Source organism: Pseudomonas sp. P4_C3 (assembly GCF_056402075.1).
In genome coordinates this window covers 1-23,910 of the sequence record NZ_JBFUIC010000068.1, presented here as the reverse complement: position 1 = coordinate 23,910, position 23,910 = coordinate 1, and the positions used below count along the sequence as shown (strand labels likewise).

Below are 23,910 nucleotides of genomic sequence, written 5' to 3'. Positions count from 1 at the left end.
CTTCATGAGCGGGTTGACCGGCTCACTGTTTGATCGGTGTGACGAGTACCTTTTCCTCGGTGTCGAGGACGAACACCGCCAACAGGCGTGCAGGTTGGGTGTCGCTGGCGTTGGCGCTGACCAGGTGCACGGAACCCGGCTCTTCTACGAAGTTTTCGCCGGCCTTGTAGATCTTTTCCGGCTGGCCTTTGACCTGGATGCGAAACGAGCCCTCCAGCACCGTTGCATAGATGAAGGCCGTTTTCGGATGGGTGTGAGCCGGCGACGCGGCACCCGGCCCATACTCGACGACCACGCCTCTCATGCTCTTGCCAGGGATGTTGGGAATGGGACGGTCAAACACCACCGTCACCTTGCCGGGAGGCGGCTCGGCGGCCGCCGCTGCGCTGATCGAGAGCGCTGCGAAAACAGCAGCCATCAGCAATCGGGTAACCATGGGATTTCTCCTGGATTCGTAGGGATATGTGAGAGTGCGATCCGTTACTGCGCCGTCGACCGGGCCAGCCAGTCGTCGAAGCGGATCGCCCCCAGGCGTGCGTTCTTGCCGGTGACCAGCGATTGATCGTTGAGCACGGCACCGAAGTAACGCGCATGCACGTCCGGCACGACCTTGCGGCTGTCCTGGGTCGCCCGCAGATAACGCCTGGCCAGTTCGTCGATCGGCATGGCTTCCGGGCCGCCGACTTCCACCGTGCCATTGACCGGTGCTGCCAGCACGACATCGGCCAGCGCCGCTACCACATCGTCGGACGCAATCGGCTGGATCAGCGCCGGCGAAGCATGAATTTCCTCGCCAACGGCGAACGACTGGACAATGCCGCCGGCAAACTCGGAGAACTGCGTGGCACGCAGAATGGTGTAAGGCATGCCGGACGCCTTGATAAGGGCTTCCTGCGCGACCTTGGCGCGGAAATAGCCGGTATCGGGAAGCCGTTCGCTGCCGACAATCGACAGGGCAACATGATGACGAACCCCGGCAGCGGCTTCGGCGGCCAGCAGGTTACGGCTCGACGTTTCAAAGAAATCGAGAACGGCCTGGTCCTCCCACGACGGCGCGTTCGCCACGTCGACCACCACATCAGCACCATCCATCGCTTCGGCCAGGCCTTCGCGGGTGATGCTGTTCACGCCGGTGCTGGGGCTGGCGGCGAGCGCGTCATGGCCGCGCTCGCGGAGTGTATTTACAAGTTTCGATCCGATGAGGCCGGAGCCTCCGATGACGACGATCTTCATGACTTTTCTCCACTTGTCGACTGCAACCATTGCGTCGGTGTAGAGAGATTGCCTGCGCGCATCAGGCAAGTCCTTGCGCCGGGCTTGGGTTTACCTTGGCGAGCGCTTGGATTTATGTCCAAAGCTACTGAGGTTCTTCCAGGCTCCCTTGCCGCTGACGGTGCAGCGGGTGTCGAGCTGCCGTATCATCTGCCTCAGTTACCAACCACCCGCCGCCTGGGACACGGAGTTGAGGGCGCTTTGCCAGGGGATGCTCAACTTGCCATTTGCGTTTGAAGACTACGTACTCGATCAGGAGCGCCGGGAGCTGACCTTGCGCGGGCAGGTCGTAGCCGTCGGCCCGCAGGTCTTCGACCTGTTGCTGCTGTTCGTCAACAATCCCGATCGAGTCCTCAGCAAGGACGAATTGCTCAATTCAGTGTGGAGCGGCCGGATCGTTTCCGAATCGACAATCACCAGTCACATCAATGCGGTGCGCAAGGCCATTGGTGATACCGGTGAGGAGCAGCGCCTGGTGCGTACCGTCGCCCGCAAGGGCTACCGTTTCGTTGGCAGGATCAACGGCGCCATGACCGGGGAAGCGCGACAGCCTGACATCGACGAACGCTCGACCGCTACCCCGAAACAAATCCCCTCCTCTACGCTCGCCCTGCCGGATAAACCCTCGATTACCGTCCTGCCGTTCCAGAACCTGAGCGGCGATCCGGAGCAGGAGTACTTCGCCGACGGCGTCGTGGAGGACATCATCGCCGCCCTGTCGCGGATTCGCTGGCTGTTCGTCATCGCGCGCAATTCGAGCTTCACCTACAAGGGCCAGGCCGTGGACGCCCAGGGCGTTGGCCTGGAGCTGGGCGTTCGCTACGTGCTCGAAGGCAGCGTGCGCAAGTGCGGGAACAAGGTGCGCATTACCGGACAACTGATCGACGCGACAAGCGGGGCGCACATCTGGGCAGAGCGCTTCGAAGGCCTGCTCGACGATATCTTCGAACTGCAGGACCAGATCGCCGAAAGCGTCGTCGGCGCGATCGCGCCGCAGCTGGAGCGGGCAGAAATCGAACGCGCCAAGCGTAAGCCGACGGACAGCCTGGACGCCTACGACTATTACCTGCGCGCCATGGCCAAACTGCACAGCGGCACCCGGGAAGCCATCGAGCAGGCGCTGCCGATGTTCTACCAGGCCATCGAACTCGATCCGGAGTTTGCCTCGGCCTATGGCATGGCCGCCTGGTGCCACTTCTGGCGCAAGCTCAATGGCTGGATGGTCGATCGGCCTGCAGAAATCGCCGAGGGCATACGGCTGGCGCGGCTGGCGGTGACCCTCGGTCGCGATGATGCCGTCGCGTTGACCCGGGGCGGACATGCGCTGGCTCACCTCGCCGGCGAAGTCGACGGCGGCATTGCACTGCTCGACCGGGCGCGCCTGCTCAATCCCAACCTCGCCCCCGCCTGGTTCCTGGGCGGTATCCTGCGGGCGCTGCACGGTGAAACAGACGCTGCCATCGAGCATTTGAACCATGCCGTTCGCTTGAGTCCGCTGGATCCGGAAATGTTCAGGATGCAGGTCGGGATGGCGCTCGCGCATTTCTTCGCCGGGCACTTCAATGCCGCTGCGGACTGGGCGGAAAAGGGACTGGGCAACCTGCCCAGTCTGCTGGTTGCGGCGGCGCTGGTGGCGGCCAGTCATGCGCTCGGCGGACGAATGGATAAAGCGAAGTGGGCGATGCAACGTCTGCAAAAGCTGGATTCTTCTTTGCGCCTGGGCACCCTCAAGGACTGGCTGCCCATTCAACGGCCTGAGGATTTCGCCCGTTTCGTCGATGGACTGCGGCTGGCCGGGTTGCCGGAGTGAAGGCGACCAACCCTGTAGGAGCGAGCTTGCTCGCGATGGTCGTCAACGATGACGCGGGGGTTCTGATTAATCGCGGTGTCTTCAAGTCCATCGCGAGCAAGCTCGCTCCTACAATTGCAACGGTAGGCTAAGCTTTGAGCAACTCGTTGCTCATGATGCTCGGTTCTGCAGGTTTTGGGTTTTTCTGGAGAGCGTCTGCAACAGCTATCCCAGACTGGCCCCAACCTTTCACGCAGGATTGCCGTGATGACCGAGCCCCTCCTCAGCTTTGATGCACTCAAGCGCGCCGCGGCTGCCGGCGAAATCGATACCGTGCTGGTCTGCATGGTCGACATGCAGGGACGCCTGGTCGGCAAGCGCTTCCAGGTCGAGTTTTTCATCGACAGTGGCCACGAAGAAACCCACTGCTGCAACTACCTGCTGGCCGATGACATCGACATGGAGCCGGTGCCGGGTTACGCCGCGGCCAGTTGGAGCAAGGGCTACGGCGATTTCGTGCTCAAGCCCGACATGTCCACCCTGCGGCGCGTGCCCTGGCTTGAATGCACGGCGCTGGTGCTGTGCGACGTGCTCGATCATCACCATCGCCAGGACCTGCCCCACAGCCCTCGGGCGATTCTGAAAAAGCAGGTCGAGCGCCTGCGCGAGCGCGGCTATACCGGCATGTTTGCTTCGGAACTCGAGTTCTATCTGTTCGATGAGAGCTACGAGGCGATCCACGAGCGCAACTATCACAAACCGAAAACCGCCGGCCATTACATCGAGGACTACAACATCCTGCAGACCACCCGCGAGGAGCCGGTGCTGCGGGCGATTCGCAAGCACTTGCAGGCCTCGGGCATTCCCGTGGAAAACTCCAAGGGGGAATGGGGCCCGGGGCAGGAAGAAATCAACATCCGCTACGCCGACGCCATGACCATGGCCGACCACCACGTCATTATCAAGCACGCCTGCAAAGAGATCGCGCAGTTGCAGGGCAAGGCGATCACCTTCATGGCCAAGTGGCGCTACGACGCCGCCGGTTCCAGCAGTCATATCCATAATTCGCTGTGGGACAAGAACGCCAAAAAGCCGCTGTTCTTCGACGCCAAAGCCGAGTTCGGCATGTCGAAACTGATGCGTGCCTGGGTCGCCGGGCAGCTCAAGTACGCCAACGACATCACCTGTTTTCTCGCGCCCTATATCAACTCCTACAAGCGCTTTCAGGCTGGCACTTTTGCGCCGACGCGGGCGGTGTGGAGCCGCGACAATCGCACCGCCGGCTTTCGCTTGTGTGCTGAAGGCAGCAAGGCCATTCGCATCGAATGCCGCATCGGCGGTGCCGACCTCAACCCCTATCTGGCCTTCGCCGCATTGATCGCGGCGGGTTTGGCGGGTATCGACGAGAAGCTCGATCTGGCGCCGCCGTTCGAAGGCGACGCCTACCTCGATGAGCATTTGCCGGAAGTGTCCAAGACTCTGCGCGAGGCAAGCGCCGCCCTCAAGAGCTCAAGCATGTTGCGCGAGGCGTTTGGCGACGAGATTGTCGACCATTACGTGCACACCGCCGAGTGGGAGCAGAAGGAGTACGACCGGCGAATCACCGACTGGGAATTGCAGCGCGGTTTCGAGCGCTACTGAGAACATCATGACTGAGAAGGTACAACTGATCTCCCCGGTCGATGGCCGGGTGTACGTCGAACGCGAGGTGGCCGATGCGGAGCAGGTCGAGCAGGCACTGACGGCCGCTGCCAATGCACAGGCGTCATGGCAACGCCGCTCACTGAGCGAACGTGCGGCTTATTGCAGTGCCGCGGTGGACGCGATGCTGTCGATGCAGGCGGACATCGTGCCGGAGCTGGCCTGGCAGATGGGCCGCCCGGTGCGTTACGGCGCCGGCGAGCTGCGCGGTTTTGCCGAACGCGCCCGACACATGATCGCCATCGCTCCACGGGCACTGGCCGCTGTAGAGCCTGCGCCCAAGGCGGGTTTTCGACGCTACATCAAACGCGAGCCGCTGGGCACGGTGCTGGTGGTCGCCCCGTGGAACTACCCCTATCTGACGGCGGTGAACACGATCATCCCGGCGCTGATGGCCGGCAACAGCGTGATCCTCAAGCACGCGTCGCAAACCCTGCTGGTGGGCGAGCGTTTCGCCGAGGCCATGCGTCGCGCAAAACTGCCCGAAGGGCTGTTCCAGAATCTGCTGCTCAACCATGTGTCGACCGGGGCGATCATTACTTCCGGGCGCGTGCAGCAAGTGAACTTCACCGGTTCCGTGGAGGCTGGCAAAGTCATGGAAAGCGTCGCCAGCGGACAATTTCTCGGCATGGGCCTGGAGCTCGGCGGAAAAGACCCGGCCTATGTCCGGGCAGACGCCAACCTTGAACATGCGGTGGAAAATCTGGTGGACGGCAGCTTCTTCAATTCCGGGCAGAGTTGCTGTGCCGTGGAACGCATTTATGTCGACCAGAAAATCTTCCCGGTGTTTGTCGAGCGCTTCGCCGAATTGACCCGCCAATACGTGCTGGGCAACCCGCTGGACGAAGCCACCACCCTCGGCCCGCTGGTGACACCGGGCGCCGCATTCTTCGTTCGTGGCCAGATCGCCGAAGCTATGGCCCAGGGCGCCAAAGCGCTGATCGATCCGAAGTCCTTTCCCGCCGACGTGCAGGGCAGCGCCTACCTTGCACCGCAAGTGCTGGTGGACGTGACCCATCAAATGTCGGTCATGCGCGACGAAAGCTTTGGCCCCGTGGTCGGCATCATGCCGGTGGCCAGCGATGAAGAAGCCATCGCCTTGATGAACGACAGTGAGTTCGGGCTCAGCGCTTCCATCTGGACCCAGGACCTCGCGGCGGCCGAACGCCTGGGCAACGAGATCGCCACCGGCACCGTGTTCATGAACCGCTGCGATTACCTGGACCCGGCTCTGGCCTGGACCGGCGTGAAAAACAGCGGGCGCGGCGTCACCCTGTCGCCATTGGGCTACGAGCACCTGACCCGGGCCAAATCCTTTCATCTGCGTCACGAGGTGTAGACCATGAACCTGACAGGAAACTGGAGCTACCCCACGAGCGTTCGGTTCGGTGTCGGGCGCATCGCCGAGCTGGCCGACGTCTGTCGCAGCCAGGGCATCCAGCGCCCCTTGCTGGTGACCGACAGCGGCCTGGCGCGCGCGCCGATCACCACGGCGGCACTGGATGCGTTGCGCGCCGCCGGTCTTGGCGTGGCGCTGTTTTGCGACCTCAAGCCCAACCCGGTGGAAGCCAACCTGGCCGGCGGGCTCGACGCCTGGCGTGCCGGCCAGCACGACGGCGTGATCGCGTTCGGCGGCGGCAGTGGCCTGGACATGGGCAAGCTGATTGCCTTCATGAGCGGCCAGACCCGGCCGGTCTGGGACTTCGAAGACATCGGCGACTACTGGACCCGCGCCGACGACAGCCGCATCGCCCCGATCATTGCCGTGCCGACCACGGCGGGAACCGGTTCAGAAGTCGGTCGTGCGGCGGTGATCATCGACGAGCGCACCCACACCAAACGCATCATCTTCCACCCGAAAATGATGCCGCGCGTGGTGATCAGCGACCCGGCCCTCACCGTCGGCATGCCTGCCAAAATCACCGCCGGCACTGGCATGGACGCGTTATCCCATTGCCTGGAAGCCTACTGCGCCCCCGGTTTTCACCCCCTGGCCGACGGCATTGCCGTGGAAGGCATGCGCCTGGTAGCCAATTCACTGGTGAAGGCGGTACACACGCCGTCGGACCTCGAGGCGCGCGCACAAATGCTCGCGGCGGCGGCGATGGGCGCCACGGCATTCCAGAAAGGCCTGGGCGGGATGCATGCGCTCTCGCATCCGGTGGGTGCGCTGTACGACACCCATCACGGCATGACCAATGCCACCTTCATGCCCTATGTCCTGCAGTTCAATCGCACGGCCATCGAGGAGCGCATCACCCGCCTGGCGGCGTACCTGCGCCTGCCCTCACCCGGCTTCGACAGTTTCATGGCCTTCGTCCTCAAGCTGCGCAAGGACATCGGCGTGCCCCATACCCTGTTTGAGCTGGGCGTGGATGACCGGCAGGCCGACCTGATCGCGGACATGGCGGTTGTCGACCCCTGCGCCGGCGGTAACCCGCTGCCATTGACCCGGGACGGCGTGGCAAAGATTTTCGACGCGGCGTTTCACGGCCGTCTGTAGGAGCGAGCCTACGGCGGCTCAGTTCGACCTGTCCAAAACCTGAAGGGGCACACATCATGAACCCAGCAAGCCAGCCGGGCACCGAAACGCACGACGATGACGTCAAGGTGCTGCACAGCATGGGCTATGCCCAGCAACTCTCACGACGAATGGGGGTTTTCTCCAACTTTGCGATTTCCTTTTCGATCATCTGCATCCTCTCGGGTGGCATCAACTCGCTGGCCCAAGGCACTTCGGGCGCGGGGGGTATATCCATCGGCATCGGCTGGCCGATCGGCTGCCTGATCTCCGGGGTGTTCGCCATGGCCATGGCGCAGATTTCCTCGGCCTATCCCACCGCTGGCGGCCTGTACCACTGGGGCTCGATTCTCGGTAACCGCTTCACTGGCTGGCTGACCGCCTGGTTCAACCTGCTGGGACTGGTCACGGTGCTGGGCGCGATCAACGTCGGCACCTACTACTTCTTTTTCGGCGCCTTCGGACCGGCACTGGGCATGGAGGATACGACCACGGTCAGGGTGATTTTCCTGGCGATCCTCACGGGCTTGCAGGCCTTGTGTAACCACTTGGGCATCGGCCTGACGGCCAAGCTCACCGACTTCTCCGGCTACCTGATCTTCGCCACCGCGCTGGCACTGACCATCGTCTGCCTGATGTCGGCACCCAGCTATGAATTCGCGCGGTTGTGGACCTTCAGCAACTATTCCGGTGAGGCGGGTGGCAGCGTCTGGCCGCAGGTCTCCAATGGCTGGGTGTTCATGCTCGGCCTGCTGTTGCCGATCTACACCATCACCGGCTATGACGCCTCCGCGCACACCTCCGAAGAAACCCGCAACGCGGCCATGTCGGTGCCGCGCGGCATGGTCATGTCGGTGGTCTGGTCGTTGCTGTTCGGCTGGCTGATGCTCAGCGCGTTCGTGCTGATGCTGCCGAACATGGACGAAGCGGCCAAGCAAGGCTGGAACGTGTTTTTCTGGGCCATGAACACCCAGGTCAACCCGACCTTGAAACTGGTGCTTTACGTGGCGATCTTCATCTCGCAGGTGCTCTGCGGGCTGGCCACCGTCACCTCGGTTTCACGGATGATCTTCGCGTTCTCACGTGACGGCGGCCTGCCCTGTTCCAAAGCCCTGGCCTCCGTCTCGCCGACCTTTCGCAGCCCGGTGGCAGCCATCTGGACCGGTGCCACCCTTGCCGTCCTGTTCGACTGGGGCTCGTCGGTGATCTCGGTCGGGGCAACGCCGGTCTATACGATCGTGGTGTCCTGCACGGTGATCTTCCTGTTCTTCTCCTTCGCCATTCCCATCGTGCTCGGCCTGTTTACCTTTGGGACTTCGAAGTGGCCGACCATGGGGCCGTGGAACATGGGGCGGTTCTGGTACTCGGTGTTCGCCATCCTCTCGATCCTGTCGATGATCATCATTTTCGTCATCGGCATCCAGCCACCGAACGATTGGGCGCTGTACATCACCATCGGCTTCCTGATCCTGACCGCCATCGTCTGGTTCGGCTTTGAAGCGCGGCGCTTCCAGGGGCCGCCGGTGGGCGACATGATCGTCAAGCGCCAGGCTGAAATCGCCGCGGCGGAGGCGGCGTTGAACGGCAAATAGAGCGAGCAATGAGTAACCTGTGGGAGCGAGCTTGCTCGCGATGGCGGCGTGTCAGGCGCCATGGATGCTGGATGTGCCGGCCTTATCGCGAGCAAGCTCGCTCCCACAAGGGTCGTGGTGTTCCAACGCTTGACTGACTGGCATTAGCCGCATCTGCCGGGCTTTTTTGTATGGCGATGATTTATCCTGTGCCTCCGATTCCCCCCCGGAGACACCTGTGCCCGCCCTCACCGCCCGCGAGGTTTACCAGCCATTGCGCGATGCCGCTCAAGGCATTCGCACGTTCCAGCGAGTCGACGACGCTTGCGAGTCTGGCCATGTACGGGTCGACATCGACGGCTGGCGCCTGACGCTCGACGTCGACACCGGCCACTTGCGCCACTGCCTGCACGGCCAAAGCCCCGATGGCCGTGAATATATGTTCGACAACGGGCAGCGCTTCGGTACCGACCCCGTGAGTTTGCTCAGCACCTGGGAGCTGGCGCAGATTGAACGGCTACTGGCCTGAATCCTTCGCAACCTGTCGTTCCCTGGCCGCACTTGTGATAAACAAGCCGGAGTGATTTTTGCGTCCAAGGAGGTTCTGCCCATGCCCCGTTCCCCACGCCTGCCGCAATGGCTGGCCTGCGCCCTGCTCGGTTTGTTCGTTGGTGTTGCCCAGGCCGGCACGACGCCCCCGGCGCCCGATGCCTTGCAACCCTTGCTGGCAACGATGAATGAGCGGTTGTACATCAGCGAGCTGGTGGCGCTGACCAAGTGGGACAGCGGTAAACCGGTCCAGGACAACGCCCGGGAAGCGCAAGTCATCGCCAACGCCCGCAAGCAAGCCACCCAGCGCCAGCTCGACCCCGACGATGTCGCCGACCTCATCGCTGCGCAGATCGAAGCCAGCAAACTGGTGCAATACGGCCGGCTCGCGCAATGGCAAGCGGCGCACAAGGCACCGGACACACCACGGCCGGACCTCATTAACGACATCCGGCCCAAGCTCGACAAGCTGCAAAACCTGCTGCTCCAGCAGTACGCCGATTTCCTGCCCTACCGCAAAGACCCGAACTGCCCGCAATGGCTGGCCACCGAACGCTCCGCGCTGATCAAGGATTACCTGCATGGCCAGGCGATGATTCGTGCGACCGGAGAGCTGTGCGTTGTAGGTCGATGACAGCGAAGTGATCCAGACGAAGAGCCCGGCCCAATCGGCCGGGCTTTCATGGACGCTCTTTCTTCTTCAGTTCGCCGCCGCTTGAAACCGCTTGCGGTAAGCCGCCGGCAGTAGCCCGACGCGTTGTTGAAACAGCCTGCGAAACGAGTTGCCATCCTCGTAGCCCACGGCATAGGTGATGCTGTCCAGCGTCATGCGTGTGGATTCAAGCAACTGTTTGGCCTTTTCCAGACGCAAGGTCTGCAGGTAGGCAATCGGCGTGTAGCCGGTGGCGTCCTTGAAACGTCGCTTGAAGTTGCGCACGCCGAAGCCGAATTGTTGGGCCACATCATCGATCAACAACGGCTGATCGAAGCGTTCTTCCAGCCAGTTTTGCRCCCGCAGGATGTCGCCATCACCATGGCTCTTGGGCATTGACCACATCACATACACCGACTGCTCGCTGCGCACCGAGTCGACCAACAGGTACTTGCCACACTTTTGCGCCAGTTCCAGTGACGCAAAGCGACGCACCAGGTGCAGCAACAGGTCCATGGCCGCACTAGCGCCGCCACTGGTGACCACGCGATTGTCCTCGCAAATGATTTGCCCTTCGTCCAGCAACGCTTCGGTATAGCGGCGACGGAAAAGCTCGGCAAAAGCCCAGTGCGTGGTCGCACGGGTGCCGTTCAATAGCCCGGCCTCACCCAACATGAACGCCGCCGTGCACATGGAAGCCACCACCGCGCCTTGGGCGTGCTGCTCACGCAGCCACGGTCCATAGGCGCAAAACGCCGGTAAGGCGTCCTTGAGGGTGAAGAGGAATCCCGGGATCAGGACCAGATCGGTTCGCGGGATCTCGCGAGTGGAACGGTTCACATGCAAGCGCTGCCCGCCCCAGGCGGCCACATCGGCGCCATCGAGCGAAGCGCTGACCACCCTGAACGGTGGTGGGTCGCTATCGGCGAACAGGTTGGCGGCACTGAGCACTTCCAGGGCCATGGTTGCGCTGGCGGCGGAGCATTGATCGGCCAGTAACAAGGTGATGTGCATAGCGACTCCATTGCACTTTCCGCATGAAAAATGTCATTTGCGCACCTACCTTAGCCGATTTCCATGGCCTAAAGTGCAGCCATCAACCCAACGGTGGCGCACTTATGAATCTCTGGTTTCGACTTTTCCTTATGCTGTTGCGTCGCCCGTGGCGCAACCCCGTGGACGCCTCGGCGACCACCGTTGTGTGCATGCGCGTGTGGCCGCTGGATCTGGACCTCAACCGGCACGTCACCAACGGTCGCTATTTCACGCTGGCAGACATCGGGCGAATGGATTACGTACTGCGCAGCGGCGCCTTTCGCGTGGCGCTTCGTCATAAGGCCGTGCCGATTGTCGGCGATACCTGGGGCAAGTTCCGCCGAGAGTTGCGCCTGTTCGAAGCCTTTGAAATACATACCCGCATGCTTGGCTGGGACGACAAGTGGACCTTTATGGAGCACCGTTTCGTGAGCAAGGGCCGGGTGGTCGGCGTGGTGGTGATGCGCGGTCTGTTCCGCGCGGGCAGAGGCACGGTGGCACCCGGTGAATTCGCGCTGGAACTGGGTTTGCCAGAGCAATCGCCGTCGATGCCGCCATGGCTGAAGGACTGGTCGCGTAACTGCAACGACATGAGCCATCAGTTGCGTACACAAGAGGCTCCGCCTGCGCGGCAACCGGAGACAGTCGGCTGACCGCCAACCTGTGTACGCTCTATTCTGTGCCTACCTCGCGCAACGGGCGAGTTGTGTGTTGTGAGTCGATCACAGCGAAGTGATCCAGACGAAGAGCCCGGCCCAATCAGCCGGGCTTTTACATCAGGAGGATGCATTGAAACGCTACTACATCGAAATGGGCGTCGCGATTACGCTGTACGCCGTGTTGTTGCTGGTGTCGGTGATCTTGCTTAAAGACCAGCAAGAAATGGCAATGATGCTGAAGATCATCATCACGCTGTTGCCTGTGATTCCTGCGGGGCTGATGTGTTGGGCGGTGGTGCGCAATATGCGCGCGCTGGACGAAATGCATTTGCGTATTCAGTACGAAGCTCTCGGTTTTGCCTTTGCCGCTTCGGCATTGCTGACCTTCACTTACGGTTTTCTGGAGAATGTCGGCTTTGCGCACGTGTCCTGGGTCTGTGTGTGGCCAGTGATGGGCCTGATGTGGATGATCGGGCTCAGACTTGCCAAGCGGCGCTACCAATGAAAAACCGTCTCAAGGAACTGCGTGCCGAACGCAAGTGGTCTCAGGTCGATCTGGCGGCGTTGCTGAATGTTTCGCGGCAGACCATCAATGCCATCGAAAATGGCCGCTATGATCCGAGCCTGCCCTTGGCGTTTCAGATTGCCCGGGCATTTGCGCTGCCTATTGAGAGCATTTTTGATGATGAGTTCGCTGGATAATCTCCCTCTTCAATCAGGCGCCCGTCCATGAGCCATACTGAAATCCTCGCTAAAATCTTCCTCGGCCCGGTGTTGCTGGCGCAAGGTCTCTACACCAGGCGGGTGACGCCGAGGCTGCCGGAGGCCGAAGGCGAACGTCAGGGCGATGCCGGCAGCGGCGACGTTCTGCGGTTGTTGATTGTCGGCGACAGCGCCGCTGCAGGCGTGGGTGCGGCGACTCAAGGTGAGGCCCTCAGCGGTCGGTTGGTGGAGCGCCTGGCCGATGATTATCAGGTGGCGTGGAAACTCTGGGCGCGCTCGGGCCTGGATTCGCAAGGGTTGCTGGAGCTGCTCGAACAGCACGCCCCCGAGCCGTTCGATGTGGTGCTGTTGTCGATTGGCGTCAACGATGTCACCAGCTCACTCAACCTGGATCAGTGGCTCGCCCGGCAACGGCGCTTGATCGCGCTGCTGTGCGACAAGTTCGCGGTGAGGCAGATCGTGGTGTCGCCGCTTCCGCCGATGCATCTGTTCCCCGCGCTGCCGCAACCCTTGCGCTGGTTTCTGGGGTTCAGGGCGCGTCGTTTCAATGCACATTTGGCGGATCTGGCCGCACGCCTGGATCAATGTACGATGCTCACCACCCCGTTGGTACCCGAACCGGGCTTGATGGCCAGCGATGGTTTTCATCCGGGGCCGATGCTCTACCGTCAATGGGCCGACGATGCCGCCAGGGCTATCGACCAACGCTTTCGCACCACAACAATAAAAACAGGAGTTGAAGATGTCTGAGCTGAACCTGAACCCCAATGTCGCAGCGTCCCTGAAGCAGTGGCACGCGATGATCGGCAAGCGCGACTTGAGCGCCTTGCCCGAACTGCTCGATCCGCAGGCGGTGTTCCGTTCGCCGATGGCGCACACGCCGTATCCGGGAGCGCCGGTGGTGTCGATGATCCTCAACACGGTCATGAACGTGTTCGAGGACTTTGCCTATCTCCGCGAGTTGGCGACGGCGGATGGCTTGAACGTGATTCTCGAATTCAGCGCCAAGGTCGGCGGGAAAGAGCTGAAGGGCATCGACATGATCCGCTTCAATGAACAAGGCAAGATTGTCGAGTTTGAAGTGATGGTGCGACCGTTGAGTGGCTTGCAGGCGTTGGGTGAGGAAATGGGGCGGCGGTTGGGGGCTTATCTGAAGGCCAGCAAGGCCTGATTTACCTGATTCAACAAATTACCCTGTGGGAGCGAGCTTGCTCGCGATAGCGGTGGGTCAGTGAACAACATATTGACTGACACTCCGCCATCGCGAGCAAGCTCGCTCCCACAGGGGTTGTGTACAGCCTGAAAACTTCACACCATCGGCTGGTGACTGGTCACGCAGTGAATCCCTCCACCACCGGCGGAGATCGCGTCGATGTCGAGCTGCACCACCTCGCGGTCCGGGTAGAGTTCGGACAACAGGTCGAAGGCTTTGGCATCCGCTTCCTTGTCACCGAACTGCGCAGCGATGATCGCGCCGTTGATCACGAAGTAGTTGATGTAGCCGGCGGCGAAGTCCTGATTGTCTTTGCTGAACTGGCTGTTGCGCGGGTTGAGCGGCGGCGACACGGTATGCACCTGCAATTTGCGGCCATCGGCATCCGTGGCGTTTTCCAGGACTTTCAGATGGGCGCGGGTGACCTTGTAGTCGTAGGACTCAGGGTCGTTGTCGAGGTTGGCGATCACCACACCAGGCTTGACGAAACGCGCATAGAAGTCGACATGGGCGTCGGTGATGTCCTTGCCCTTGATGCCCGGCAGCCAGATGATTTTACGCAGRCCCAGCCGTTCTTTCAGTTCTGCTTCGACCTCGGCCTTGCTCCAGTCGGGATTGCGATTGCGGTTGATCCAGCTGCTTTCGGTCATGATCCCGGTGCCGTGGCCATCGACTTCGATGCCACCGCCCTCGCCCACCAGTTCGCTACGCAGGTAATCCGCCTTGGCGTTTTCAGCGACCAGGGCGGCCAGTTGCGCATCGTCCGCATGCTGCTGTTTGTTGCCCCAGCCGTTGAAGTTGAAATCCACGGCACCGAGGTCGCCGTTGCCATCGACGACAAAATTGGCGCCGATGTCGCGCATCCAGATGTCATCCAGATCGGCGATCACGAAGGTGGTGTTGTGGCTGCCGCATTTGGCTTCGGCCAGGCGCCGCTCGCTCTGGCGACAGAACACGGTGACCGGCTCGTATTCGGCGATGGTGCGGGCGATCCGGCCAAGGGCGTCTTGCACGTGGGGCGTGAAGTCCTCCCAGATCGCGGCCTGTGCGCTGAAGGCGATGAAGGCTCGCTGGTGTTTGTCACCTTCATCGGGCATGTACCAATTGCCTTTACCGGCCGCTCGCGCCGACATGGACCCGAAGCCCAGTCCCATGGACGCCACCGCGCCCAGTCCGGCGATGACCGATACCTGCTTGATGAATGTTCGACGTGTCGGCATGTGTTTTCCTGAAATCCGGGGTTTGGCCGGCCCTCGGGCCGGCCGGTGATCATTTGACTGTAGCGGTCTTGAACTTGGTCCAGGTGCGCATGCGTGCCCGCATGTCGGCCTGGGGAATGTCCTTGCCGGGAATCAGCCGTGCGTAGGTGGCGTCATCGAGGTAGATGTCCGGGTTGTTGCGCATCGCGGCATCGACGTCCGGGCGGGCCTTGGCGTTGGAGGTCGGGTAGCCGGTGAAGTTGCTGATGGCTGCCATGTTCTGCGGGCGCATGACAAAGTTGATGAAGGCGTAGGCGTACTCCRGGTGCCGGGCGTCGACGGGAATGGCCATGGTGTCCATCCACACCGTGGTGCCTTCGCGGGGAATGCGGTAGTGGAAGGTGGTTTTCTTGCCGGCACTGTCCGACGTGCGTTGCGCCTGGGTCATGTCGCCGCTGTAGCCCAGGGACACGCACAGGTTGCCGTTGACCAGGTCGGTCACCGGTTGCGACTGGAACTTGCGGATGTACGGCCGCAACTTCATCAGCAAGTCACTGGCCGCCGCCAGGTCCGCCGGTTTGGCGCTGCGCGGATCGCGGCCGAGGTAGTTGAGCACCACCGCCAGCACTTCGTCCGGCGAGTCGATCATCGAGATGCCGCAGTCGGCGAATTTCGCCGCCAGTTCCGGTTTGAACAGCATGTCCAGGCTGTTGACCGGCGCGTCCGGCGCACGCTGGGTAATCTGCTCGGCGTTGTAGGTCAGGCCTATGGTGCCCCAGGTATACGGGACCGTGGCTTTGCTCGAATGCTCATAGTGCGAGCGCAGCTTTTGCAAACCGGGCTCGACGTCGTTGATAGCGGTGATTCTGGACTGGTCCAGCGGTTGCAGGCTGCCGGCGCGCATCAGGCGTTCGGCCACGGTGTCGCCGGGGAAGATCAGGTCGTAGCCACTGCCACCGGCAAGCATCTTGGCTTCCAGGGTTTCACTGCCGTCCATGACGTCGTAGATCACCTTGATCCCGGTTTCGGCGGTGAACTTGCTGAGGGTGTCCTCGGCAAAATAATCGGCCCAGTTGTACAGCCGCAGGGTTTTCTCCTCGGCGTGCAGCGCAGGCACCGCACAGCTCAGCGCCAGCCCCATGGCCAGGCACAGCTTGTTGATCATGTTCATGTCACACCCCTTGGGTTGCCCAGCGTGAGTGGATCTGACGACCGTCCTGGGTCAACAAGGCGCCGTACATTTCCGGACGGCGATCGCGGTAGATGCCCCAGGTCAGGCGGTCTTCGCGCATGGCCGCCAGGTCCAGGCTGTGGACCAGCACGCCGGTGCTGTCGCGGTCGGCCTCGGCGAGCAATTTGCCCTTGTGATTGCAGATGAACGACGAGCCGTAGAAGCTCATTTGCAGGGTCGGGTCGGTAGTCGCCGCTTCCCGGCCGACACGGTTGGCCGCCACCACCGGCAGCAGGTTGGCGGCGGCGTGACCGCGCATGGTCATTTGCCAGTGATCCCGGGAATCGAGCGTGGCGCAACCCGGTTCGGAGCCAATGGCCGTCGGGAACAGCAGCACTTCGGCACCCATCAAGGCCAGGCAGCGAGCAGTTTCCGGGAACCACTGGTCCCAGCAGATGCCCAGGCCGATGCGCCCGAACGCGGTGTCCCAGACCCGAAAACCGCTGTCGCCGGGGCTGAAATATTCCTTCTCCTGGTAGCCGATGGCGTTGGGGATGTGGGTCTTGCGGTACACGCCCAACAGGCACCCGTCGGCGTCGGCCACGCTCAGTGAATTGAAGTAAGCGTTACCGGCCTTCTCGTACCAGCTCAGCGGCAGCACCACGCCCAACTCTTTGGCCAATGCGGCAAAGCGCTGGAGCACGTGGCTGTCGCGATACTCCTCGGCCAGTGCCAGGTGCTTGTGGTGTTGCTCGATGCAGAAATACGGCGTGGCGAACAGTTCCTGCAACAGGATGACCTGCGCGCCCTTGGCTGCGGCTTCGCGGACCAGTTGCTCGGCCTGGTCGAGGTTGTGTTTCAAGTCCCAGGTGCACGGCATCTGGGTGGTGGCGATGGTGAGTAAGGTCATGGCATCAACCCCGCACCGGCCAGGCCGGCTGTTGCTGGGTGATGCAATGCACTCCGCCACCGCCATGAGCCAGATGGTTGATCCGCACCGGCACCACTTCGCGCCCCGGGAATGCCTGCGCCAGTACTTCGGCAGCGACCTTGTCGGCATCGATGCCGTAGGCCGGCATGATGATCACGCCGTTGGCGATGTAGAAGTTGGTGTAGGAGGCGCAGAACACTTCGGCCTCGGTGTCCACTGCATCGGAGGCTTCATAGAGTTCGATCAGCTCGAACTTGCGGCCCTGGGCATCGGTGGCCAGTTCAAGGGCGCGGCGGTTTTCCCGTGCGACTGCGGCATACACAGAGTCCTGGTCGTGGGTGGCGTCCACCAGCAACACGCCGGGGCGGGCAAAGGCGCACACACCGTCGACGTGGCCGTCGGTCATGTCGCCGGTCAGGTAGTCCGGATCGCCCGGCAGCCAGATGGTTTTCTTCACGCCCAGCAGGCGGGTGAAGATCTCTTCGATCTCGGCCTTGGTCACGCCCGGGTTACGGTTGGGGTTGAGCAGCACCGACTCGGTGGTGATCAGCGTGCCCTCGCCGTCCACGTGAATGGCGCCGCCCTCGTTGCTCAGCGCCGTGCCGAAACACTCCAGCCCCAAATGATTGAGCGCGCGCCGGGCCAGGCTTTCGTCCAGATCATGGGCCGACTTGCCGCCCCAGGCGTTGAAGCGCCAGCTCACACCGGCCAGGCCTTGCTGCGGATGGCAGACGAAGCTCGGGCCGGAGTCACGGCACCAGCTGTCGTTGACCGCCAATTCGATCAGCTCGATGTTCGGCCCGCACAAGGCCTTGGCGCTGGCGACGGATGACGGATCGACCACCAGTTTCACCGGCTCAAAACGGGCGATGGCGTTGGCCACCCGGGCGAAGTCCTCTTGAACCTGTGGCAGTGTCACCCGCCAGCCTGACTCCCACAGAGTCTTGTTGTGCGGCCAGACCATCCAGGTGGCGGCGTGGGTGACCCACTCGGCCGGCATCGTCCAACCGCTGTTTTGAATTTGGTTCTGCTGCATGACAAGCACCTCTGAGTTAAGTCATTGTGTTCAATGAAAACGGCCTTGGCGGTTTTGGCATGCATGCTACGGCTGGAAAAACAGGCAAACAAACGATGGATTTTGCAGGAAACTGATTAGAGGAACTTATCGATATGCTCAAACACTGGCCGCCCCTGAGCACCCTGCGCGGCTTCGAAGCCGCCGCCCGGCTGGGCAGTTTTCACAAGGCCGCCGACGAGTTGCACCTCACCCAATCGGCGATCAGCCAGCAGATCCGCAGCCTTGAAGCCTACCTGGAACAACCGCTGTTCCATCGCAGYGGGCGCAGCGTCAGCCTGACCGATGCCGGGCACGATCTGCTCAGCACCACCCAGGCGCTGTTGCAGCAACTGGCGGTGGGCATTCGCCGGTTGGGGCAATACCAGAAACCCAATCAACTGGTGCTCAACACCACCCCGGCGTTTGCCCGGCACTGGTTGTTGCCGCGCCTGGGGGATTTCCGTCGCCAGCATCCGCAGGTCGATCTGTGGATTTTCAGTACCGATGAAGTGCCGGACATGGCCAGCCAGACCATCGACCTGGCGGTGCGCGACGACATCGGTTCCCAGGCCGAATGCAGCTTCAAGGTGCTGCACGCCGACCGCCTCTACCCGGCGTGTCACCCGAGCCTGTTGGCCGTGCCCGTGGAACAGCGCACCACCCTGCATGGCGAGCGGGAAATGGACTGGAGCCACTGGGCGGTGGAGTCCGGCATTGATGTGGGGCAGATGGATCAGGGGCTGAATTTTTCCGATCCGGGGTTGCTGCTGGACGCGGCCTGCACCGGGCTGGGCATTGCGCTGGTGAGCCAGTTGCTGAGTCGGCAGGCGCGGGCCACCGGGCTGTTGCTGCCGATGGTGGAGCAAACCATCCGCGGCCCGAACTGGGCACTGCTCACCCACCGTGACAGCGAGAACATCCCGATGGCGCGGGCCTTCACCGAATGGCTGGCCGACAACCTGGCGGCCGCCCCCCAGACCACGGCGTGATCATTGCGCCGGGAAGGTTTGCAGGTAGGCGAGCAGGTCTTCGATTTTTTCCGGGTCGCTGAGGCCCCAGAAAATCATGCGGGTGCCAGGGACAACTTTCTTCGGCGCTTCGAGGTAGGCGATCAGGGTTTCGCGGTCCCAGACCAGGTTGGCGGATTTCATCGCGTCGGAATACACGTAGTCCGTGGTGACGGCGGAGTGGCGACCGATCACGCCATTGAGTTGCGGGCCAAAGAAGGCACGAGCCGATTCGCCGATCTGATGACAGCCGCTGCAGAGGCGCTTGAACACTTTCTCCCCGGCCTGGACATCGCCCGCCGCAAAGGCAGGCGCGCTGAACAGGCCTGCGGTGAGTAGCGAAGCGAGGGTCAGGGCGGCGATTTTTTTCATGTTCCGTTTCCAGTCTGCGAGTGCTCGCTATTGGAACATGACAGCTGAGGATATCCAAAACGGTCAGGTGGACACCGCCCCCTGTGGGAGCGAGCTTGCTCCCACAGGGGGTCTGTGTACTGGCTTACTTTTTGGTTCGAGAGGTATTGAGCTCAATGGCTGCCTTAATCAACGACGCCAATGCCTTTTCATCGATCGGCTCACCCTCGTGGATATCAATCGCACGCCGGGTATTGCCTTCAAGGCTTGAGTTGAACAACTTCGACGGATCGTCCAGTGAAGCGCCCTTGGCGAAGGTCATCTTCACCACCTGCTTGTAGGTCTCGCCGGTGCAGATGATGCCGGCATGGGACCACACCGGCACGCCGCGCCACTTCCACTCTTCGATCACTTCGGGGTCGGCCTGGCGGATGATCTGGCGGACGTGGGCCAGGGTTTCGCCGCGCCAGTCGGCCAGCTCCCGGATTCGCTCGTCGATCAGCGCCGAAGCTTCGTTTGGGTCAACCTTGTCCGTTTTCATCACCGTTTCGACCCTCATCATGATGGTTGTGACCGATGAGGGTAGACGGTGCTCCAAAGTTTTCAGGAATCGCTGACTGACGGCGCCTGGGGCACGGGGCGGGTTTTCACGGTGACGAACATTTTGATGCGGTCGCCGATTTCCTGGAGGGTATGACGGAATGGGTCGTGTCTTTCGCTGGTGGTCGGGTCTTCGAAGCTCCAGACCATCACTTCACCGGTAAACGGTATGCGCGAGACCTCTTCGGAGGACTTGTCGCACAGGGTGATGACGTAGTCGAACGCCTGACCTTCGAAATCTTCGAGGGACTTGCTGCGCAGACCGCTGGCATCGACGCCGATGTGATCGAGGGATTCGAAGGTGCGTGGATCGATCCCGGTGGCCTCGAGCCCGGCGCTGAAGGCCTGGAAATCGGCAGGATCGGTATGGCGCAGCAGGGCTTCGGCCATGGGTGAGCGGACATCGTTTCTGGCGCAGACGAACAGCACGCGACGTGGGTCGGTCATGGGGCTACCTCGGCTGGCAGGGTTTCAGTGTTTGCTCATCAATCCATGCAGCACGCCGAACCGCAAACCCGGTTCCGACGCAATCATATGCGTGATGCCAAACACCTTGAACGCTGCCAGCATCAACACCAGGCCGCCGGGCAAAATGCTCAGGCGATGGGTGGGCAACTCCGCCAGCTTGAGGTGTTTCACATGTTTGACTTCCAGCAGGCGCAACGACAGGCGCAACAGGCCACCGTAGGTGATGCCGCTCTGGTCGTCATCATTCAAGCCATTGGCCTTGAGCACCTTGGCCAGCATTCGCGCCGTCCCGGAAGAACCGATCGCCTGCTGCCAGCCCACGGCGCGGTAACGGCGGGCAATGCGCTCGAACTGCACGGTGGCCGCGCGTTCGGCCTCCAGCAGCGCTTCGGCCATGATCCGCCCGCCGTGGAAATAATGCGCACCGAAGGTGCCGCTGCCGATGGCAATGCTCTCGGTGAGCAGCAATTGGTCGCCACGGCCAATGATCATTTCCGTGGAGCCACCGCCGATGTCCACCACCAGCCGTGTGCTTTGCGCCGGCAAGGTGTGGGCCACGCCGGCGTAAACCAGTTGCGCCTCTTCGTGACCGGAAATGACGTCGATGCGAAAGCCCAGGTGGCGCTCGGCACTGGCCAGGAACAGCGGCGCGTTGTCCGCTTCGCGCACGGCACTGGTGGCCACCGCCCGCACACGCCCGGCCTCGAAGCCGCGCAACTTTTTGCCAAACCGCGCCAGCGCCTGCCAGCCACGGTCCAGCGCCAACTCATCGAGTGCCCCACCCTGCAGGCCTTCGGCCAGACGGACCGGTTCACGCAGGGTTTTCACTTCCTGGATGACCATCTGCTGGTTCCGTCTTACCGACTGGCCAATCATCAGGCGAAACGCATTGGAACCCAGGTCGATGGCGGCAAACAGCGGGGCGTCTTTCATAGGGGGTTCCTTGCACATTCATCTGCCGGCGGACTGGCGGCCGTCGGGCACTCAAGACGGATTGCGAGGATCTTGCCATTGCTTCGATGACACCCAGATGACACCGCCTGGAGATATGACCCACACCACAAGTGGCAGGATTTGCGGCATCCGGATGAATGGCCATCAAACCGTCATCGAATCGTCATGAATCGGGCGGCATAATCAAGTCATTCAATGCGTGCTTTACTTTTCTGCTGCCAATTCTGGTGGCTTTTTTTTGCCTGAAATTCTGCTTACAGACACTCCTGCGCCGCACGCTCGAACGTCGACGGCACGAACGCCGAGGCCAGCAGCTTGCGCTCGTACAGGAACACCTTGCCGCCATTCGAGGCTTTGTAGGTTTCAAGCACGTTGTCCGCCGCCACTTTGCTCGGGACGACGATCCGGTAGCTGCGCTGGGTCTGCGATACCGTGGGCACCAGCGCATCGTGCTGCAACTTCGGCACCACGCAATGGGTGTACTCCTCGGGCGACTTGCTGGTCTGCAAGGTCATCGTCGGATTGTTCGGCGTGGCACAACCGGCCAGCAGCAGCGAAGCGAAGGCCAGGGTCGGGGCAAAAAAAGTGCGCATGAATCAGGTCCTGAAAAGAAATCTACAGTGAATTGGGTTGCCCGCCGCTCAATGGACGTCGGGCTTGTTAATTGGTTGCTGCAGTTAATCCGGCGGTTACCAGCGCCTTCAACGACGCATCGAACTGTTTCAGCGCGGTCAGTTGCAGGTCGCGTTGCTGTTCGATTTGCGCGGCGATCTCGGGCGCGGCCTTGTCATGCACCCACACCGACGGCAGTTGTTTTTCCACCGCGCCCTCGGCCTTGCCGATGTACTGCAGGTTGGCGTCGTAGAACCGCGCGGCGAATCGCGCCTCGACCCGATCGTTACGCTGGGTCAGCAACTGGTTGTGGGTATCGAGCATCACCACCACGTCCGGGTGGGCCTGCACCAGGGCTTCGAGGTTGTCGTAGACCGTCACCGACACAAAGGTGTGGTGCAGCGAACTCATCAGCCAGTCGATGGCCAGGTCCGGATCGGAGCTGTTGACGAAGGCTTGGCGAATCCGCGCATCCAGTGCGTTTTTCGCACCATTCACGGCCACCGAGTGGTATTGCGCAAGGTATTGCAGGTTTTCCACGGTGTTCTCGCTGTAGAGCACCCCGACCGTCTGCCCGTATTGCAACCCGCCCTGGCTACCGGTGATGGGCGGCAGATGGCAGGCGCGTGCGTCCTCGGCATAGGCCGATGCGGTGGATGCAACACTGCCCAGCAACAGGGCAATCACAGCCAGTCGGGTCAAGATTTTCATCGCGCAGGTTCCTTGAGCAGCGTGTTCAATGCAGGCAATTTTCCGCCTTTGCGCAAAAAACAGAACTTGCGATTCTTGATGGTGACTATTGACTGAACCAATAGTGCGGCGACGCCAGCGCATGCCTCTGGCGCAAAGTTACCGGTCAATGTCGAACAAGCGGCTGTGCCGGGCGCCCACGGTTGATTACAGTGGCGACTGCCCTCAAAACCTGATCAAGGAACGAAACAATGGTGACCTGCTACCTGAAATACGTGCTCGATCCCTACCAGCTCGAAGCGTTCGAGCACTACGGCAAGTTGTGGATTCCCTTGGTGGAAAAGTTCGGCGGCCAGCACCACGGCTACTTTTTGCCGTCGGAGGGCGCCAACAACATCGCCCTGGCGCTGTTCACCTTCCCCAGCCTGGCGGCGTACGAACATTACCGGCAGCAGTCGATGAACGATCCCGAGTGCATCGTGGCGTTCAAGTACGCCGAAGAGAGGAAGTTCATCTTCAGCTACGAGCGTTCATTCATGCGCCCGGTATTTGGCGAACAGGATCGCTGAGTCAGACTTTTTTCAGATCCAGGCAATAGGTGTAGTAACCGGGGTCGCGCACCCAGCCCAGGGATTCATACAGGCGTTGGGCAGTGAAGTTGTCGGTGGCGGTTTCCAGGGTCATGCCTTTGCCGCCGGCCAGCTTCGCAAAATCCCGGGCGGTGTTCATCAGCAACTTACCGACCCCTTTGCCCCGGGCGGCGGGCGTGGTGAACAGATCACCAAGCAGCCAGGTGCGATGGGCGTCGATAGAGGAAAAAGTCGGGAACAGTTGGACGAAGCCGAGGTTTTCACCGTCGGGGTCCCGGGCAAGAAAAATCACCGATTCATCCCGGGCGAGTCGCTCAGCGATGAAGGCGCGCGATTGCGCAAGGTTCGACGGCTGCTTGTAGAACATCCGGTAGGCGTCAAACAAGGGGGCGATCTGGTCGATGTGCGATGCGTCGGCGCGCAGGGCCTGAATAGCCATGAGGGTGCTCCATTGCGGTCTCAAGGAGTTACAGACTAGCAATGGAAGCTCAATCGAGACGTAATATTTCCTAAAAGCACCGCCGCCCACTGTGGGAGCGAGCTTGCTCGCGATGGCGGCATCACATTCAACACTTATGTTGATTGATCTACCGCT

At 61.5% G+C, this 23,910-nt stretch carries 28 protein-coding genes; 14 read left to right on the top strand and 14 right to left on the bottom strand.

The genetic code is table 11. The features are described from left to right. Positions 1-22: 22 nt before the first annotated feature. Positions 23-436, bottom strand: a complete 414-nt coding sequence (locus AC1DVH_RS13905) for a cupin domain-containing protein (protein WP_477754284.1) — start codon at positions 434-436, stop codon at positions 23-25. A gap of 44 nt (positions 437-480) precedes the next feature. Further along, on the bottom strand, positions 481-1,233 hold the full coding sequence (locus AC1DVH_RS13900) for an SDR family oxidoreductase (RefSeq protein ID WP_477754283.1): 753 nt from the start codon (positions 1,231-1,233) through the stop codon (positions 481-483). Between the two features lie 259 nt (positions 1,234-1,492). On the opposite strand from AC1DVH_RS13900, the gene AC1DVH_RS13895 reads away from it, so the two are divergent. The 7 genes from AC1DVH_RS13895 (at position 1,493) to AC1DVH_RS13865 (ending at position 10,037) form a co-directional block, all read left to right on the top strand. Continuing rightward, positions 1,493-3,082: a winged helix-turn-helix domain-containing tetratricopeptide repeat protein gene (locus AC1DVH_RS13895; protein WP_477754282.1), complete on the top strand. Its 1,590-nt coding sequence runs from the start codon at positions 1,493-1,495 to the stop codon at positions 3,080-3,082. 246 nt (positions 3,083-3,328) lie between these two features. Further along, positions 3,329-4,702 carry a glutamine synthetase family protein gene (locus AC1DVH_RS13890; protein WP_477754281.1) on the top strand — a complete coding sequence of 458 codons (1,374 nt, stop codon included), beginning with the start codon at positions 3,329-3,331 and terminating at the stop codon, positions 4,700-4,702. A gap of 7 nt (positions 4,703-4,709) precedes the next feature. Beyond that, positions 4,710-6,101, top strand: a complete 1,392-nt coding sequence (locus tag AC1DVH_RS13885; RefSeq protein WP_477754280.1) for an aldehyde dehydrogenase family protein — start codon at positions 4,710-4,712, stop codon at positions 6,099-6,101. A 3-nt stretch (positions 6,102-6,104) separates the two neighbouring features. Beyond that, positions 6,105-7,265 (top strand): iron-containing alcohol dehydrogenase, encoded by a 1,161-nt coding sequence (locus AC1DVH_RS13880; protein ID WP_477754279.1) that lies wholly within the window; start codon positions 6,105-6,107, stop codon positions 7,263-7,265. 56 nt (positions 7,266-7,321) lie between these two features. Then, positions 7,322-8,875, top strand: coding sequence for an amino acid permease (locus AC1DVH_RS13875; RefSeq protein WP_477754278.1), 1,554 nt, complete (start codon positions 7,322-7,324; stop codon positions 8,873-8,875). A 217-nt stretch (positions 8,876-9,092) separates the two neighbouring features. Continuing rightward, a complete protein-coding gene (locus tag AC1DVH_RS13870) occupies positions 9,093-9,383 on the top strand; it encodes a DUF7693 family protein (RefSeq protein ID WP_477754277.1) in 291 nt (96 codons plus the stop codon). A gap of 81 nt (positions 9,384-9,464) precedes the next feature. Next, the gene (locus tag AC1DVH_RS13865) at positions 9,465-10,037 is read left to right on the top strand and encodes a chorismate mutase (RefSeq protein WP_477754276.1); all 573 of its coding nucleotides are present in this window, start codon (positions 9,465-9,467) and stop codon (positions 10,035-10,037) included. Positions 10,038-10,103: 66 nt separating this feature from the next. Here the strand turns inward: AC1DVH_RS13865 and AC1DVH_RS13860 are convergent, their stop codons facing one another. Beyond that, the gene (locus tag AC1DVH_RS13860; protein WP_477754275.1) at positions 10,104-11,069 is read right to left on the bottom strand and encodes a GlxA family transcriptional regulator; all 966 of its coding nucleotides are present in this window, start codon (positions 11,067-11,069) and stop codon (positions 10,104-10,106) included. Between the two features lie 104 nt (positions 11,070-11,173). On the opposite strand from AC1DVH_RS13860, the gene AC1DVH_RS13855 reads away from it, so the two are divergent. The 5 genes from AC1DVH_RS13855 to AC1DVH_RS13835 all read left to right on the top strand — a co-directional run bounded on the left by AC1DVH_RS13855 (position 11,174) and on the right by AC1DVH_RS13835 (position 13,643). After that, positions 11,174-11,743, top strand: a complete 570-nt coding sequence (locus AC1DVH_RS13855; RefSeq protein WP_477754274.1) for a thioesterase family protein — start codon at positions 11,174-11,176, stop codon at positions 11,741-11,743. A 136-nt stretch (positions 11,744-11,879) separates the two neighbouring features. Then, positions 11,880-12,254 carry a hypothetical protein gene (locus AC1DVH_RS13850; protein ID WP_477754273.1) on the top strand — a complete coding sequence of 125 codons (375 nt, stop codon included), beginning with the start codon at positions 11,880-11,882 and terminating at the stop codon, positions 12,252-12,254. Next, a complete protein-coding gene (locus tag AC1DVH_RS13845) occupies positions 12,251-12,451 on the top strand; it encodes a helix-turn-helix transcriptional regulator (protein WP_007988375.1) in 201 nt (66 codons plus the stop codon). Before AC1DVH_RS13850 ends, AC1DVH_RS13845 begins: the two co-directional genes overlap by 4 nt. Before the next feature lie 27 nt (positions 12,452-12,478). Beyond that, entirely contained in the window at positions 12,479-13,222 is a 744-nt protein-coding gene (locus tag AC1DVH_RS13840) for an SGNH/GDSL hydrolase family protein (RefSeq protein ID WP_477754272.1), read from the top strand. Next, positions 13,215-13,643: a nuclear transport factor 2 family protein gene (locus tag AC1DVH_RS13835; RefSeq protein ID WP_477754271.1), complete on the top strand. Its 429-nt coding sequence runs from the start codon at positions 13,215-13,217 to the stop codon at positions 13,641-13,643. Before AC1DVH_RS13840 ends, AC1DVH_RS13835 begins: the two co-directional genes overlap by 8 nt. Before the next feature lie 137 nt (positions 13,644-13,780). Here AC1DVH_RS13835 and AC1DVH_RS13830 read toward each other — a convergent pair whose 3' ends face one another. The 4 genes from AC1DVH_RS13830 to AC1DVH_RS13815 are packed head-to-tail and all read right to left on the bottom strand — an operon-like array spanning position 13,781 to position 18,022. Next, positions 13,781-14,905, bottom strand: coding sequence for an agmatine deiminase family protein (locus AC1DVH_RS13830; protein WP_477754270.1), 1,125 nt, complete (start codon positions 14,903-14,905; stop codon positions 13,781-13,783). 49 nt (positions 14,906-14,954) lie between these two features. Further along, a complete protein-coding gene (locus AC1DVH_RS13825) occupies positions 14,955-16,055 on the bottom strand; it encodes an extracellular solute-binding protein (RefSeq protein WP_477754269.1) in 1,101 nt (366 codons plus the stop codon). 1 nt (position 16,056) lies between these two features. Then, positions 16,057-16,965 (bottom strand): N-carbamoylputrescine amidase, encoded by a 909-nt coding sequence (aguB, locus tag AC1DVH_RS13820; RefSeq protein ID WP_477754268.1) that lies wholly within the window; start codon positions 16,963-16,965, stop codon positions 16,057-16,059. 4 nt (positions 16,966-16,969) lie between these two features. Beyond that, positions 16,970-18,022 (bottom strand): agmatine deiminase family protein, encoded by a 1,053-nt coding sequence (locus tag AC1DVH_RS13815; RefSeq protein WP_477754267.1) that lies wholly within the window; start codon positions 18,020-18,022, stop codon positions 16,970-16,972. A 134-nt stretch (positions 18,023-18,156) separates the two neighbouring features. Here AC1DVH_RS13815 and AC1DVH_RS13810 point away from each other — a divergent pair, with 134 nt between their 5' ends. Then, complete coding sequence (locus AC1DVH_RS13810) at positions 18,157-19,032, top strand: LysR substrate-binding domain-containing protein (RefSeq protein WP_477754266.1); 876 nt, start codon at positions 18,157-18,159, stop codon at positions 19,030-19,032. Here the strand turns inward: AC1DVH_RS13810 and AC1DVH_RS13805 are convergent, their stop codons facing one another. The 6 genes from AC1DVH_RS13805 to AC1DVH_RS13780 form a co-directional block, all read right to left on the bottom strand. Then, the gene (locus tag AC1DVH_RS13805; protein WP_477754265.1) at positions 19,033-19,422 is read right to left on the bottom strand and encodes a c-type cytochrome; all 390 of its coding nucleotides are present in this window, start codon (positions 19,420-19,422) and stop codon (positions 19,033-19,035) included. 124 nt (positions 19,423-19,546) lie between these two features. Beyond that, positions 19,547-19,942 (bottom strand): DUF1801 domain-containing protein, encoded by a 396-nt coding sequence (locus AC1DVH_RS13800; RefSeq protein WP_477754264.1) that lies wholly within the window; start codon positions 19,940-19,942, stop codon positions 19,547-19,549. 62 nt (positions 19,943-20,004) lie between these two features. Further along, a complete protein-coding gene (locus AC1DVH_RS13795; RefSeq protein ID WP_477754263.1) occupies positions 20,005-20,448 on the bottom strand; it encodes an arsenate reductase ArsC in 444 nt (147 codons plus the stop codon). A gap of 24 nt (positions 20,449-20,472) precedes the next feature. Continuing rightward, positions 20,473-21,402, bottom strand: coding sequence for a Ppx/GppA phosphatase family protein (locus AC1DVH_RS13790; protein ID WP_477754262.1), 930 nt, complete (start codon positions 21,400-21,402; stop codon positions 20,473-20,475). A gap of 275 nt (positions 21,403-21,677) precedes the next feature. Then, on the bottom strand, positions 21,678-22,016 hold the full coding sequence (locus AC1DVH_RS13785) for a YgdI/YgdR family lipoprotein (RefSeq protein WP_477754261.1): 339 nt from the start codon (positions 22,014-22,016) through the stop codon (positions 21,678-21,680). Between the two features lie 67 nt (positions 22,017-22,083). Continuing rightward, positions 22,084-22,746 carry an ATPase gene (locus tag AC1DVH_RS13780; protein ID WP_477754260.1) on the bottom strand — a complete coding sequence of 221 codons (663 nt, stop codon included), beginning with the start codon at positions 22,744-22,746 and terminating at the stop codon, positions 22,084-22,086. A gap of 230 nt (positions 22,747-22,976) precedes the next feature. Here AC1DVH_RS13780 and AC1DVH_RS13775 point away from each other — a divergent pair, with 230 nt between their 5' ends. Beyond that, the gene (locus tag AC1DVH_RS13775; protein WP_477754259.1) at positions 22,977-23,294 is read left to right on the top strand and encodes an NIPSNAP family protein; all 318 of its coding nucleotides are present in this window, start codon (positions 22,977-22,979) and stop codon (positions 23,292-23,294) included. A 1-nt stretch (position 23,295) separates the two neighbouring features. Here the strand turns inward: AC1DVH_RS13775 and AC1DVH_RS13770 are convergent, their stop codons facing one another. Continuing rightward, the gene (locus AC1DVH_RS13770; protein WP_477754258.1) at positions 23,296-23,754 is read right to left on the bottom strand and encodes a GNAT family N-acetyltransferase; all 459 of its coding nucleotides are present in this window, start codon (positions 23,752-23,754) and stop codon (positions 23,296-23,298) included. Between the last annotated feature and the right edge of the window lie 156 nt (positions 23,755-23,910).

Bases quoted from the DNA above. Each gene is read 5' to 3' on its own strand.
- AC1DVH_RS13815 (WP_477754267.1), bottom strand. From the start codon at position 18,022: ATGCAGCAGAACCAAATTCAAAACAGCGGTTGGACGATGCCGGCCGAG.
- aguB (WP_477754268.1), bottom strand. From the start codon at position 16,965: ATGACCTTACTCACCATCGCCACCACCCAGATGCCGTGCACCTGGGAC.
- AC1DVH_RS13785 (WP_477754261.1), bottom strand. From the start codon at position 22,016: ATGCGCACTTTTTTTGCCCCGACCCTGGCCTTCGCTTCGCTGCTGCTG.
- AC1DVH_RS13855 (WP_477754274.1), top strand. From the start codon at position 11,174: ATGAATCTCTGGTTTCGACTTTTCCTTATGCTGTTGCGTCGCCCGTGG.
- AC1DVH_RS13805 (WP_477754265.1), bottom strand. From the start codon at position 19,422: ATGAAAAAAATCGCCGCCCTGACCCTCGCTTCGCTACTCACCGCAGGC.
- AC1DVH_RS13800 (WP_477754264.1), bottom strand. From the start codon at position 19,942: ATGAAAACGGACAAGGTTGACCCAAACGAAGCTTCGGCGCTGATCGAC.
- AC1DVH_RS13880 (WP_477754279.1), top strand. From the start codon at position 6,105: ATGAACCTGACAGGAAACTGGAGCTACCCCACGAGCGTTCGGTTCGGT.
- AC1DVH_RS13770 (WP_477754258.1), bottom strand. From the start codon at position 23,754: ATGGCTATTCAGGCCCTGCGCGCCGACGCATCGCACATCGACCAGATC.
- AC1DVH_RS13840 (WP_477754272.1), top strand. From the start codon at position 12,479: ATGAGCCATACTGAAATCCTCGCTAAAATCTTCCTCGGCCCGGTGTTG.
- AC1DVH_RS13875 (WP_477754278.1), top strand. From the start codon at position 7,322: ATGAACCCAGCAAGCCAGCCGGGCACCGAAACGCACGACGATGACGTC.
- AC1DVH_RS13835 (WP_477754271.1), top strand. From the start codon at position 13,215: ATGTCTGAGCTGAACCTGAACCCCAATGTCGCAGCGTCCCTGAAGCAG.
- AC1DVH_RS13900 (WP_477754283.1), bottom strand. From the start codon at position 1,233: ATGAAGATCGTCGTCATCGGAGGCTCCGGCCTCATCGGATCGAAACTT.
- AC1DVH_RS13775 (WP_477754259.1), top strand. From the start codon at position 22,977: ATGGTGACCTGCTACCTGAAATACGTGCTCGATCCCTACCAGCTCGAA.
- AC1DVH_RS13790 (WP_477754262.1), bottom strand. From the start codon at position 21,402: ATGAAAGACGCCCCGCTGTTTGCCGCCATCGACCTGGGTTCCAATGCG.
- AC1DVH_RS13890 (WP_477754281.1), top strand. From the start codon at position 3,329: ATGACCGAGCCCCTCCTCAGCTTTGATGCACTCAAGCGCGCCGCGGCT.
- AC1DVH_RS13845 (WP_007988375.1), top strand. From the start codon at position 12,251: ATGAAAAACCGTCTCAAGGAACTGCGTGCCGAACGCAAGTGGTCTCAG.
- AC1DVH_RS13795 (WP_477754263.1), bottom strand. From the start codon at position 20,448: ATGACCGACCCACGTCGCGTGCTGTTCGTCTGCGCCAGAAACGATGTC.
- AC1DVH_RS13780 (WP_477754260.1), bottom strand. From the start codon at position 22,746: ATGAAAATCTTGACCCGACTGGCTGTGATTGCCCTGTTGCTGGGCAGT.
- AC1DVH_RS13885 (WP_477754280.1), top strand. From the start codon at position 4,710: ATGACTGAGAAGGTACAACTGATCTCCCCGGTCGATGGCCGGGTGTAC.
- AC1DVH_RS13905 (WP_477754284.1), bottom strand. From the start codon at position 436: ATGGTTACCCGATTGCTGATGGCTGCTGTTTTCGCAGCGCTCTCGATC.
- AC1DVH_RS13865 (WP_477754276.1), top strand. From the start codon at position 9,465: ATGCCCCGTTCCCCACGCCTGCCGCAATGGCTGGCCTGCGCCCTGCTC.